The sequence below is a fragment of the Pontibacter sp. FD36 genome, assembly GCF_015686655.1.
Lineage (GTDB): Bacteria > Bacteroidota > Bacteroidia > Cytophagales > Hymenobacteraceae > Pontibacter.
Map to the genome: position 1 here is coordinate 197993 of NZ_JADPMP010000001.1, position 13790 is coordinate 211782.

At 49.9% G+C, this 13790-nt stretch carries 9 protein-coding genes; 4 read left to right on the forward strand and 5 right to left on the reverse strand.

The features are described from left to right. Positions 1-411: 411 nt before the first annotated feature. Entirely contained in the window at positions 412-1497 is a 1086-nt protein-coding gene (locus tag I0P70_RS00845) for a mechanosensitive ion channel family protein (protein ID WP_196114321.1), read from the reverse strand. Positions 1498-1723: 226 nt separating this feature from the next. Between I0P70_RS00845 and I0P70_RS00850 the strand changes: the two genes are divergently transcribed. Beyond that, positions 1724-3052, forward strand: coding sequence for an MFS transporter (locus I0P70_RS00850; protein ID WP_196114322.1), 1329 nt, complete (start codon positions 1724-1726; stop codon positions 3050-3052). A gap of 71 nt (positions 3053-3123) precedes the next feature. Here the strand turns inward: I0P70_RS00850 and I0P70_RS00855 are convergent, their stop codons facing one another. From I0P70_RS00855 to I0P70_RS00870, 4 genes are all read right to left on the reverse strand, one after another. Next, positions 3124-5709, reverse strand: a complete 2586-nt coding sequence (locus I0P70_RS00855) for a LysM peptidoglycan-binding domain-containing protein (protein ID WP_196114323.1) — start codon at positions 5707-5709, stop codon at positions 3124-3126. 342 nt (positions 5710-6051) lie between these two features. Further along, the gene (locus tag I0P70_RS00860) at positions 6052-6696 is read right to left on the reverse strand and encodes an O-methyltransferase (protein ID WP_196114324.1); all 645 of its coding nucleotides are present in this window, start codon (positions 6694-6696) and stop codon (positions 6052-6054) included. Positions 6697-6847: 151 nt separating this feature from the next. Beyond that, complete coding sequence (locus I0P70_RS00865) at positions 6848-8086, reverse strand: pitrilysin family protein (RefSeq protein WP_196114325.1); 1239 nt, start codon at positions 8084-8086, stop codon at positions 6848-6850. A 65-nt stretch (positions 8087-8151) separates the two neighbouring features. Next, entirely contained in the window at positions 8152-8904 is a 753-nt protein-coding gene (locus tag I0P70_RS00870) for a hypothetical protein (protein ID WP_196114326.1), read from the reverse strand. A 162-nt stretch (positions 8905-9066) separates the two neighbouring features. On the opposite strand from I0P70_RS00870, the gene I0P70_RS00875 reads away from it, so the two are divergent. The 3 genes from I0P70_RS00875 to I0P70_RS00885 all read left to right on the forward strand — a co-directional run bounded on the left by I0P70_RS00875 (position 9067) and on the right by I0P70_RS00885 (position 13388). Then, the gene (locus I0P70_RS00875) at positions 9067-10065 is read left to right on the forward strand and encodes a glycosyltransferase family 9 protein (protein WP_196114327.1); all 999 of its coding nucleotides are present in this window, start codon (positions 9067-9069) and stop codon (positions 10063-10065) included. A 188-nt stretch (positions 10066-10253) separates the two neighbouring features. After that, on the forward strand, positions 10254-11546 hold the full coding sequence (locus I0P70_RS00880; protein WP_196114328.1) for an aminopeptidase P N-terminal domain-containing protein: 1293 nt from the start codon (positions 10254-10256) through the stop codon (positions 11544-11546). Between the two features lie 387 nt (positions 11547-11933). Beyond that, a complete protein-coding gene (locus tag I0P70_RS00885) occupies positions 11934-13388 on the forward strand; it encodes an OmpA family protein (RefSeq protein ID WP_196114329.1) in 1455 nt (484 codons plus the stop codon). The last annotated feature ends 402 nt before the right edge of the window (positions 13389-13790 follow it).

Sequence of the window (13790 nt, forward strand, 5' to 3'; positions counted from 1 at the left end):
ATTTTCGGGATGTTAAAATTACGGAAAATTGATCGGCTGCCCAAACCAAAAACAGCCCTGCTGCAAAACAAAAACGCGACGGAAATAGTCCCGCCGCACTCTATTATATTACCATTGTCTGGACTTCAAAATGTTAGGTTAGTGCTTCTCCAATTTAGGCCTTAAAGTAAACTCACTGCTTGAGAGCAAGACTGTTTCATTCTCTCTTTTTGTCATCCTGTAAGGATCTTGGTCATAGAGGGCCCCTACCCCGCAAGTAGCATAGGCTTAACCTCCAGGGGGTGGGGGCCCTCTATTTTAAACAAGTTTCTTTGCAGAATGACATTAGTTTTAGAACTTATTCCCTTAGGATAAAAGGACCCTGACTTCAAGGATACGGTTTCGCATTTCCAAATTCAAATTGGTCAAGTACTAAAACATCCGCTCCGCTTCATTCCCAACCATTTGCTTCTCATTCACCACATAAAGTTTCTGGGTAGGGTAGGCGAATTCAATACCGCGCTTCTCAAATTCCCGGAACAGCTGCATGTTGATGGCCTGCTGCGTGTCCATGTACTTATTGAAATCGGAAGACAGCACATGGTATACAATCACAAAATCGAGGGAGGAGTCGCCGTAGGAGGAAAAGTGCGCCCGGTCAAACTCGGCCAGTTCCTGTGACGTGATGATCTCTTTGATGATCTCAGGTATAGCCTCCACCTTATCGGCAGGCGTTTCGTAGGTTACGCCGATACCGAACTGGATACGGCGACGTTCCATGCGCTTGTAGTTGTGAATGCGGGAACTGGTCAAGTCGGAGTTGGCAATGATCAGCTGCTCTCCTGTCAGGCTTTTGATGCGCGTAGTTTTCACACCGATATGCTCAATGGTGCCGCTCTTATCGCCGAGCGCAACAAAATCACCCACTTCAAAGGGCCGGTCCAGAAAGATGACGAAGTAGTTGAAAAGGTCACCTAAGATGTTCTGTGCGGCCAACGCCACGGCGATACCGCCTATACCTAGGCCGGCAATAATGGCCGTAAGGTCATAGCCCATGTTATCGAACAGGAAGCCAATGCCGATAAACCAGATCACCATGTTGATGATCAGGCTGATGGCCCCAATCTCGTTGGCATTGCTGCGGTCATGGTGCTTTCTCTTGAAGTAGGATCGGACCAACATCACCAGCGTGGTCGTGATAAACCGGATGACCATGAACGTAACGGCCACAGTAATGGCAATCTGGAAGATACCGGCAATCCTCGGGGTAAGGTTCAGGGAGGTGATGCCAAGGTATATGACAATAAAGTGCACGATCGGCACGCCAAAGCGGGCAAAACTCTGCACTGCATAGTCGTCGAAGTGATTATTGGTGTTCTCGGTCCACTTTCGGATGCGGATCAGAACGGAGCGCCTGAAAATGGTGATGAGCAGCGAGCCCAGCAGGATGATGGCAAAGGCAATCAGGTAATCTTGGACAGTATTGTGGAAATAGACTCTATCTAAAAGGTCATTCATGTACTCGGGTGATTTGATGAAGCTTAAAGTTACAAAATATAAATAAATCCTAAAGACTGTGCCAAGTATACGGCGGTTCAAACAAGCAATTGCACAAAAGCAGATAAGAGGCTTTTCACATTTTGGTGGTGATTTAGCCGGGGATTAAAAGATTTGTTTAAACTTTGGGCATGGGGCAGCCCGTAAGCATGTTTAATGCACGAACAGGTATAAGCGTAAAACAGGTATGGCAGAAGCAGAAGATTCAGGGAAGCTGGGGGGGATGTTCCGGGCGCTGCGCTCGCGCAACTACCGGCTGTTCTTTACAGGTCAGGGAATTTCTCTGATCGGTACCTGGATGCAGCAAATCGCCATTAGCTGGCTGGTCTACCGCCTCACCGACTCGGTATTCCTGCTGGGTGCTGTCACTTTTGCCAACCAGATCCCTTCTTTTTTGCTGGGGCCTTTCGCTGGTGTGCTGGCCGATAAGTTCAACCGCCACCACGTGCTACTGGTCACGCAGTTTTTATCAATGCTACAGGCGGGTACCTTGGCCACACTGGTACTCACCGACACCGTACAGGTATGGCACGTGCTGGTATTGATGGCGCTGCTCGGCACGATCAATGCCTTTGATATCGCCACCCGGCAGGCTTTTGTGGTGCAGTTGGTTGAAAAGCGCGAAGACATCAGCAATGCCATCGCCCTCAATTCCTCTATGTTCAACATGGCCCGCCTGGTTGGACCGTCGATCGCCGGGTTGCTGATTGCCTGGGTAGGAGAGGGGGTTTGTATCCTGATCAATGCGGTGAGTTATATTGCCGTATTGGCCTCTTTGCTGATGCTGCGATTGGAGCCTTTTGTAAAAGAAGTGCGTCAGGGCAACGTGTGGGAGTCGCTTCGGCATGGCTTTTCCTATGCTTTCGGCTTTCCACCCATCCGGGCGCTTATACTGATCGTGGGCCTGATCAGCCTCTTCGGCATGCCTTTCAGTGTAATGCTGCCGGTGTTTGCCCGGGATATATTGCAGGGTGGTGCCAACACGCTGGGATACCTGATGGGCGCATCCGGTTTAGGAGCTTTGTCAGGTGCGCTGTTCCTGGCGCAACGCAAGTCTGTAATCGGGCTTGGCAAGGTGATCGTGTTCACCATGACCTTGTTCGGTACGGCGCTGATGGCTTTTTCTTTCTCTACAATACTCTGGCTATCGCTGGTGCTGATGCTGTTTACCGGTTTTGGTATGATCGTGACGATGGCCTCCTGCAACACCCTGTTGCAAACACTGGTGGATGATGACAAACGGGGGCGTGTGATGAGCCTTTACGCCACTGCCTTTATGGGAATGGCGCCGCTTGGCAGCATGCTGGCCGGCTCCGTGGCAGAGCAGATCGGAGTGGCCTATACCTTGCTGGGCTGCGGCCTGCTTTGTGCTGTGAGTGTCATCCCCTTCGCCTGGAACCTGAAGCGCCTGCGCTTGATGGTGCAGCCTATCTACGAGCGTCTTGGCATCGTGCCGGAAATTGCCTCAGGACTACGTACAGCTTCCAAACTGACGGCCCCTCCGGGAAAGCGCTAGGTGTAGCTATACCTTATAACCAAAAGAGCCAGCTGCAACAGCTGGCTCTTTTGGTTTGATAATTTAGAATTCTACTTCTTTTTGATGGTCAGCTTGTCGCCGGGCTTCACGTTGAAGTCTGATTTGCCGTTCCACTCCATGATGTCCTTAATGGTGACGCCATACTTGCGGGAAATCTGGTAAAGGCTCTCGCCGGATACCACCGTGTGTTGGGTGCTGGCACCTGAAAAAGTTTCTGCTGGAGACTCTTCCAGGTCTTCATTCGACCCTGCTGCGTCGGCTGGAGCTGTCACGCGCAATTGCTGCCCAATAGAGAGCGCTGAGCTGGAAAGGTTATTCCACGCCTTCAGCTCGTTCACCGTCACATTATACTTGCGCGAAAGCACATAAAGCGACTCACCGGATGCTACCGTATGGATCTCTGTTTTTTCTTCAGCAGTTGGCGCTTCTGACTTCGCCGCAGCATTAGGAGCAGATTCCTCAGGTACTGTGAGGGGCTCTGCGATGATGAGTTCCTGACCGATCTTGATTGGAGCATCACCCAGATTGTTCCAGGTCGTGATATCAGTTACAGTCACAGCGTATAGTCTTGATATGGCCCACAAGGACTCGCCTTGCTTCACTATGTGGCGGGTTGGCTTGTTTGCTGGAGCAGCCTTTTCTTTAGCTGGTGTGCTGGCCTGTGTATTTTTAACTGGCTCAGGCTTGGCAGCTGCTGTTTTAACTGGCTCAGCTTTCGCAGGAGTAGTTTTTTGAGTTTCACGTGCCGTGCTGGCAGCTTCAACCGTTTTTACTACTTCCTCTTCTGTTTCTATCTCCTCGTTTCCAGAGAAGCCAACAAATACATCTTCGCTCAGACCCGCTGCCCATTCCGCATTTTCCTCTTCCGTCTCTTCGGTCTGCGCTTCCTTAATCACTGCTTTCTGCTCTTCGGTTTCCTGGGCTTTCTTGCCAGGGTATAGTGCCGCAGTTTTTGGTTTTTCAGTAGCTGCTGGTGTTGCCGCCTTCTGCTCTGGTTTAGGTTCTGCAGCTTTTACCCCTTGCTCAGGTGCCTTCATGGCAGGTGCAGGCACCGAATCATTCTTCGTGGTAGTCGCTACCTCAGCTGTTGTTTCCTCCTTGGCTGTGGCTGGTGCTGTTTCCTTTACAGGTGTTGGAGGAGTAGCAATTTCTTCTGCCTGCTCTGTTGTGGCAGCCGTTTGTGTTTCCTGTTGCTCAGGCTCCGTTGCCTGGCCTTTCAGTTTGTTCCAGTTTCTTTTGAAGCGGGTCAGGAAATCATCTTTCTGCGCCGCAGGCTCTTTCGATGCAGGTTCTGCTTTCGTTTGTCTGGCAGAAGCAGTGGCAGTTTGAGGCGTATTTTCAGCTGCAGCCATCACTGGCTTGCTGCTGGCAGGCACAGACTTCAACTCACGCACTTCAATGGCTACCTTGGCCGGACGACGTTTCTGTAGCCAGAGCACACGGCCCGGTACCGGCACCTCAGCACGCTTCATGCGGTTTTTGAATTGTAGGTAATCCATGCGGATGCCGTAGAGTTGGGCAATTTCCTGCATGGTCTCCCCGTGCTGCACGACGTGGTACTCTTTGTCAGCATTCAATCGTTTGGCCTCAATGTAATAAGCTTCGCCTTCCTCAAACTTGTCGAAGTCGCGCATGTCGTTGAAGCGAAGAAGCTTGCGGGTTGTAATACCAGCTTTTAGTGCCAGTTTGTCTTTGGTGTCGCCTTTGCCGGCTACGATTGCTTTCAGGTTGTTGCGCTTGATGATGCTGCCTGCTGCCGGTGCGGCAGCCGTCTGGCGGGCAGGTGCTGTACGAACCGGCTCAGTTGACGCCACTATACCTGGCTCAGTTGTATGGCGTATGGGTAGCATTACATAATAGTCTTTATCGGCAGGTATGGTGCCCCCCAAAAGCCACTTGTTATACTTCTCCAGCTCAGAGGGGTCAGTCTGATAGGCCAGTGCGATATCAGCCAGACTCTGTCCGGGAGTGGCGCGCAGTTCACGCAGTGAAACCACTGGTGGAGCGCTCTTTCCGATAAAGCTGTCATAAGCTACCTTATGCGCCAGGAAAGTCAGCAGGTATGGGTCAGATTTTTCGGTTATGTCCATTTTCTTGCTCCCTTTGTCCGACTCCTTGGTATAGGCCTTGGCGCCAGAGTAACCATGGTAGTAGGAGAGTAGCGTGTTGAACCAGTTGTTGTAGAAGTTGTTGCTGCGCTTAAAGTAACGGGCAGCACCACGGCTGGCCTCTACAATATGCCGACGCTCATCCACGATGTGGTCCATGCGCAGGTTAAAGTCCAGGGCAGCTTCTTTCTTGAACTGCCAGTAACCAACCGCATTAGATGTGGACACGGCATCGCCGCGCAAGCCGCTTTCCTGCAGGGCCAGGTACTTGAAATCATCCGGAACGCCTTCTTCCTGGAAAGTGCGCTCGATCAATGGAAAATAGGCATCCGCCAGCTCCACCTTCATCTGGAAGTACTTTGGGCTGCGGTGCAGGGCGTCTACTTTTTTCTGGATCTCCTCCTGTGCTTTGGGTGAAATGCGCAGGTGAATGTCACCGAAATACAGGTTGTGAGGCACGGTGACAGTTTGTGCCATAGCAAGCAGTGGCAGAAGCAGGAGCAGTAATAATGGTAATGGTCTCTTCATAAAGGTAAAGGAGTAAAATAAGCGAAGCTATCCACAAAAAGGCTACAGTATATGTTGAAACAGATGTTGATAACTCATTAAGGTATAGTATGTTCTCTATATAGAGATACGCTTGCAAAATTAACGCAATTTGTCGCTCATTCTAAAGCTTAGAACGAAGTAATTTAGGAGAAATTTTTCGCTGTGGATAAGTCGGTAGCCTGTGCAGCCGGGAGCTGACAGATGAATACCGCATAGGAGCAGGCGGAGGAAGATTATACCTACTATGCTATGCCTAAAGGGGGTGAGCTATACTTGATCTAAATAAAAAAGGTGGCATTGCTGCCACCTTCTCTGTTGCTTTTACTTCTTTCGGGCAACCATCAACCCGTCCCGCACGGGCAGCAGAATGTTCTCTACCCGAGGGTCATCCTGCACTTTTTTATTGAAATCCAGGAGGGCCGCCGTGTCTTCGTCTAGCTTTTTGCGATGCTTGGCCAGCACTTTGCCGCTCCAGAGCACATTGTCGGCTATGATGTAACCACCCGATCGTACCCGGTCAATCACCAGGTCATAGTAAGTGGCATAATTATACTTGTCGGCGTCGATAAATACCAGGTCAAAAGTGGCGTCTATGGTTGGGATGATCTCAAGCGCATTGCCAATGTAGTATTTCACGCTCTCGCTCAAACCTGCCTCTTTGATGTAGCCGCGTACCATGTCTTCGAGTTCTTCATTGATATCGATGGTGTGCAGCGTGCCGTCTTCCTGAAGTCCTTCGGCCAGACACATGGCAGAGTAGCCTGTGTAGGTGCCCACTTCCAGAATCTGTTTCGGGCGGATCATGTGGGAGAACATGGAGAGCAGGCGCCCTTGCAGATGACCAGACAGCATGCGCGGCTTCATCACGCTCAGGTGCGTCTGGCGGTTTATCTTGTGCAGCAGCTCCGACTCCGGTGAGGTGTGCTCCTCTGCATACTGCTGTAGTTCTTCGTCTAGGAATTCCATCTATTAAATTGTTAAATGGTTGATGGTTGAATGGCTAATTGTTTAAAACAGGTGTATCTCCAGACTATAAATCATCCAGATGTGAAATCCTAATTAATGGCTCCACTTATATGTGCATACACAGGGTATAACAATTTAACCATGTAGCAATTTAGCCCTTAACAGGTACGTAATTCAGAAAACTCAGCTTCTCTTCTTGCAGCACGTCGTTGGCAATGTCGATCAGGTCTTTGGCGGTGGTATTTTTGATCTGGTCGAAGATCTCGTTCAGGGTGTCGATGTGGCCCTGATCCAGGATGCTCTTGCCCATCATCATCATTAGCCCCATGTTGCTCTCTTCGGCCATGGCCAACTGACCCATGAGTTGCTCTTTAGCAGTGTGCAGTTGCAGCGAGCCCAGCTGTTTTTCGCGCAGTTTCTTCAGTTCTTTCAGAACCAGTGAAGTGGTGCGCTTCAGCTGCTTCTTCTCCGTTCCGAAGTAGATAGACAGCAGACCTGTGTCGATATAGGTGGCGTAGTTGGCATCGATGGTATACACCAAACCGTGCTTTTCGCGGACGGCCAAGTTCAGGCGCGAGTTCATGCCCGGGCCACCCAGCAGGTTTACCAGCATAAAGAAAGGTATACGACGTTCATCGTTGAGTGCGTAAGCCGGAGATCCAATCACACAGTGTGCCTGAGAGATCGGTTTCTCGAATGTCACCGTCTTAGGTTTATACTGTTCGAAGACAATGCGCTGACGTGGCCTGCTGATGTGCGGAATGTCAGCCAGGTACTTTTCGGCCAGTTTTACCACTTTCTCAAACGGCAGGTTGCTCACCGAACAAAACACTAGCGCCTCAGTGCTCAGGTTGTCTTTGATAAAACGCTGGAAGTCGTCTTTCTTAAAGCCCGATACGCTCTCTTTTGTACCCAGTATGTTGTTGCCAAGCGGATGACCGTCGAACACCACATTGTCAAACTCGTCGACGATGGCCTCTTCCGGTGTGTCCAGGTACATGGCCATCTCCTCGAGTATCACGCCGCGTTCTTTCTCAATTTCCTTCTCAGGGAAAACAGAGTGGAACGTGATATCAGTAAGTAGTTCGAAAGACTTCTCGAAGTGCTTATCGAGGACGGAGCTGTAAAAGCAGAGCTTTTCTTTGGTGGTATAGGCGTTCAGTTCGCCGCCTACCGACTCCAGTCTGTTCAGGATGTGGAATGACTTGCGCTTGGCAGTACCTTTGAAGGCCATGTGCTCCCAGAAGTGGGCCAGACCTAGCTGTTCAGGTTGCTCGTCGCGGCTGCCTATGTCCAGGATAAAGCCGCTGTGCGCAATTTTGGTGTGTAGTACTTGTTTGTGAACGATTCGAATACCGTTCGGCAATGTATGAATATGATAATCAAGCATTCAGTTCGCAATTAGCCTGCAAAGATACGCAAAATTACCAAAATAGGCCGCCTGCTCTCCGAATGTTAGCGGTCGAGGTTGCGCCCGCCGACGTTGATCACAAAGCCCAGCGAAAACACGGAATAGCCTGCCGTAAGCGCCTTGCGGTTGCGCAATCCGAAGTTGCTGCCGCTTGTATACTGTAATTGTACTGAAGGACTGAGCACCATGCGGGTATAGAAGATCGGTTCCAGGAAAATATTGTCTTCGTTTGGCTGTACCACTCCGTTAAGCAGGTGTTTGTTCATATTGACATAACTCACGCGCAGGGCAGTGCCGTAGTTGAGCGGGTATTCATTGCCCAGAATTCGCAGGGATTTTTTCTTTTTGGAGGTAAAGTTAACCTGTGTGAAATATTTACTGAAACCGGCTTCGCGACGGGTATAGGTCATCACGCCTTCTTTTTCTTCCTTTTCGGTGCGGTCGCTGCTGCCACCGCCAAAGCCGCCGTATACCTCCAGTACCCGGTTCTGATTCGGCCCGAAGGTTGTAAAGTAGCCCGCTCCTGCCTCGACCAGATTGTGGCGGAAATCCCGTTTCTTGCGTTCTTGGTTCAGCATAGAGCCGTTCAGCATCACCCCGATGTTGTCGGTAACAGCATAAGCCGTGTTAAAGGTGATATTTCCTTTTGGCGTAATGTGGCCAGCAGCACTCAGTTCACCCTTCTCCGTGAACATGGGTACATTGGGCACATTGGGCATGTAAGTTGACACACAGCCTGTGGTTAGGAAGAGGAGGGTGAATGCGAGAAGTTTAGCAGAATGTAATAGTGCTTTCATACGGGTAAGCGTGGCTAAAAGAACTGCTAAACTAACGCTCCTGCGGCTAAGAAGAAAAATATTTTTGTTCTTTTCCGTGAAAAGAAGTGCCCGTCTATACCTGCAGCATTCTGACTTTCAAGTCTAGCCGCATTGCCGTAGCTTTGCAGCAGCTTATACCTAATGAAAAAAATCCTGATCATACAGACTGCCTTTCTGGGCGATGTGGTGCTGGCAACCGGCCTGGTAGAAAAACTGCATGCCCACTATCCGGATGCGCAGCTTGATTTTTTGCTCCGTAAAGGCAACGAGTCGCTGCTGAAAGGGCACCCGCTGCTGCGGCAGGTACTGGTCTGGAATAAACAGGAAGGTAAGTATAAGAGTCTACTGCAATTGCTCAAGCAGATCCGGCAGGAACGCTACGACCTGGTCGTGAACCTGCAGCGCTTTGGTGCCACAGGTATACTCACCGCGCTCTCTGGTGCTGGCGAGACAGTCGGCTTCGACAAGAATCCTTTCTCACGATTTTTCACGCGTCGCTATACCCACGACGTGAATTCAGGGACGCACGAAGTAGAACGTAACCATTTGCTCATAGCCAGTCTCACCGACGGGCAGCCAGCCAAACCCAGGCTATACCCTTCTCCTGGAGATTTTGCCAAGGTGCAGCCGCTAAAGCAGGAGTCATTTATCTGCATGGCACCTACCTCGGTGTGGTTTACGAAGCAGTACCCGCCGGAGCAGTGGGTAGAACTGCTCGATCAATTAGGTGACAGGTATAAGGTATACCTGCTCGGAGCGCCGGCTGACAAAATGCATTGTGAAGAGATCATCAGCAAGACGAAAAACCAACGGGTAGAAAACCTGTGCGGGCAGCTCAACCTGTTGCAATCGGCAGCACTCATGCGCGATGCCGTGCTTAATTATGTAAATGACTCTGGTCCTATGCACCTGGCCTCAGCGTTAGATGCGCCTACCTGTGCCATCTTCTGCTCCACGGTGCCAAGCTTTGGCTTCGGGCCACTGGCAAGCTTCTCAGCTGTGGTAGAGAGGGAGGAGCCACTTTACTGTCGCCCCTGTGGTTTGCATGGGTATAAATCCTGCCCGGAAGGACATTTTAAATGTGCAAAAGATATCCGCACCGGGCAGCTGCTGGAAGTGCTCGCATCATGCACGGCTTAAGGTTGTTGGAACAGCGATTGCACTGCGATTAGCGAAGCATTGGGCCTGAACCTACAGCACCTGTTATATTAGGTTTTTTCTATAAAGGTGTTTGGACTTGCGATAAAAGTGCTACATTTGCAGTGCAAGTTCAGTCAGACCTATAACCCTGACGAACCACAGTGCCAAGCTACTATACCTACAAAACTATGAAATACCAGCCCATCGACAAGGAGCTGTTCTGCCATAACAGACGCAATTTTGTGCGGCAGCTCAAGCCTTCTTCTCTTGCTGTTTTTCATGCTAATGATGTGATGCCGACCAATGCGGATGGCACCATGGCGTTCCGCCAGAACAGTGACCTCTTCTATCTTTCAGGAGTAGACCAGGAGGAAAGCATTCTTTTGCTTTTTCCGGACGCACGCGATGAGCGCATGAAAGAAGTGCTGTTTGTGCGCGAGTCTAATGAGCACATCATGGTTTGGGAAGGGTATAAGCTTACAAAAGGGCAGGCCCGCGAAACGTCAGGTATAGCCACTGTGCTGTGGCTGAAGGATTTTAAACAGGTGTTTAACAGCCTGATGGCTGAAGCTGAGCACGTATACCTGAACACCAACGAGCACCTGCGTGCCGTGGTAGAGGTGGAGACGCGTGACGCCCGCTTTATTAAGTGGTGCCAGCAGGTATACCCGCTGCATCGCTACGAACGCAGCGCTCCTATCATGCACCAGCTGCGTGCGATCAAATCTGAAACAGAAGTAGACCTTCTCCGCAAAGCATGCGATATCACAGAATTAGGCTTCCGTAGACTGCTGCAGTTTATCAAGCCTGGCGTGATGGAGTATGAAGTGGAGGCAGAGATTTACCACGAGTTACTGCGCAACCGTTCACGCGGTCCGGCTTACAGCCCGATCATCGCATCAGGCGAGAATGCCTGCATCCTGCATTACACCGACAACAGCCGGGAATGCAAAGACGGCGACCTGCTGCTGATGGACTTTGGGGCCGAGTATGCCAACTACGCTGCTGATATGACGCGCACAGTACCGGTTAACGGGAAGTTTACCAAGCGTCAGCGTGAGGTATACGAGGCGGTGTTGCGTGTGATGAAAGCCGCTACACAGATGCTGGTGCCCGGCAACTCGCTTGATCAGTACCATGCCTTTGTGGGTACCGTCATGGAAAATGAACTGATCGGACTTGGTTTGCTCAACGAGAGCGATGTGCGTAACCAGGATCCGTCTAATCCGCTATACAAGAAATATTTCATGCACGGCACTTCCCATTATTTAGGGCTTGACGTGCATGATGTGGGCAGCAAATACCGTCCTTTTGAAGAAGGAATGGTGTTTACCTGCGAACCAGGTATCTACATAAGAGAAGAAGGAATAGGCGTAAGGTTGGAGAATGATATCCTGATCACCCGTAGCGGGCCAGTGGACCTTATGAAAAACATTCCGCTAGAGGCTGATGACATTGAAAGGCTGATGCAAAAACGCTAATAGCGTGCGTAGTAAGGGTTTACATATAACTACTCGCAGCCTTTTTTATTGTATTTACGTTAAAAAACAGATGCTTTGCATTAATTAATGTTGAGCATACAACCTACAGCTCGTAAAGAGGGTTGAAAATATAGAGATGCGCAGTTGTAACTGACAGAAAAAGCAGTGCAAACAGTGCACCAGAGTAGATTTAGAATTTAAGCTGCTAAGGCCATTTTTTTATACTTTAACAAAATGCTTTTGCTTATGGATATAAACTACATCAATGCAACGACTACCCGCCTGACGTATCATAATATACGTTCCGTCTGTTTTTTTATAGAAATATAAAAAAACTTACCTGAAAATATGTACGTATTGTCATATCAAAATATACTTTTTAAAATTATGCGAAAAACTCTAACGAAACTATTCACAACTGCTTTTGCACTTGTATTCCTGCTGTCTGCCAATACAGAGGTACTTGCGCAAAATGCTGACCAACGGACAAACCTCCAGATTTATGGAAGTGCGCTCCAATATAAAGGTGATTTAGGAAACAACTGGTGGAAAGACAAAATGGGCTGGGGAGGCGGCGTATCGCTGAACCAATACCTGAGCCCTTCTTTTGATGCCGGTTTGCACCTAAGCTACGGTAACACTGAATTCAGCAGATTCGGATCCACCATGGATACCAAAATTGGTATGGCTATGCTTGGTCTGAGACTGAAAATGTATGGCAACATCCTGAAAGAGGATGCCTTCATCGGTCCATACCTGTCAGTAGGTGGTGGTGCTCACTTTGTAAGACCAGAAGGTACTTCGCCAACTGGTGCCTATGAAGACAACTTCATTGCAGGTGCTGCTTTTGGTGGTGCCGGTCTTCGTTTCAGATTCTCTGAAAACATCAGCCTGTTCCTGGAGACAAGAGCTCACTTCACTAGCAACGACCGTTACGACAATATCGAGTCGAACATCAACGACCGCTTCCTACAGCACAACATCGGCCTTGGCATCAACCTGGGCAAAGCTAAAGATACTGACGGCGACGGTGTGCCTGATAGAAGAGACAAGTGCCCGGATACCCCAACTGGCGTACAAGTTGACAAAGACGGTTGCCCTATCGATACTGATGGCGACGGTGTTCCGGATTATCAGGATGAGTGCCCTACTGAAGCCGGTGTAGCTAACCTTGGTGGTTGCCCTGACCGTGATGGTGATGGTGTAGCTGACAAAGATGATCGTTGCCCAGATGAGCCAGGTACTGCTGCAACACAAGGTTGCCCAGACAGCGATGGTGACGGCGTTCCGGATATCGATGACAAGTGCCCAGATACACCACGTGGTGTACAGGTAGGTGCCGATGGTTGCCCAGTTGACTCTGACGGTGACGGTGTTCCGGATAACGAAGACCTTTGCCCTAACTCTCCAGGTACTGCCGAAACGAAAGGTTGCCCTGAGCTTGACGAGCGTACTAAGAAACTGATCGAAGAGAAAGTTCGCTTCGAGTTTGACCAGGCGCGCGTACAGGACGGTTACCGTCAGCTGCTTGACAGCATCGTAGTAGCGCTTGAGAAATACCCTGACCACGTACTGTTGATCAAAGGTCACGCTGACCACATTGGTTCAGAAGAGTACAACCAGGCACTGTCTGAGCAAAGAGCACAAGCTGTGAAGGACTACCTGATCCAGCGCGGTGTGCAGAACCCAGACCGTTTGGTAACAAGAGGTTATGGTGAGACTCAGCCAATCGTGAAAGTAAATACCAGACTTTCTAAAGCCAGAACTGCAGCAGCCCGTGCTCAGAACCGACGTGTCGGTTTCGAGATGAACACGCCGGATATGCAACTGAATCTGGAGTAACATAACTAGCCGTTAAGGTTAAACGCTAAAAGGCCCCGCAGAGCAATCTGCGGGGCCTTTTTCGTTTGTCTGGATCAGGATTTTCAGGATTAAAAGATTGACAGGATTGATGCTGCTGCGGTGTACGATTAACACACTCATGCCCCTCTTTTTGCAGAGGGCCCGTGCCCCTAGAGGTTAATAAGCTGCTGCCAATTCACAAGTATAGACTCAGTAGCCCAAACCACATGAGCCACTGGCAGGTATAGCAAGAGTAACTCGCACGCTGGCAATGAAACAAGCCTCAGTGCCAAGTGCGCCCAAATGACTACCCACTGTTTGAGCGTTCAGCGAGTTTGGAGCGTCTTGATTTTTTTGCTTACTTTTTTCATCAAGGAAAAAAGTAAGGCCCGCCCGGCCAGG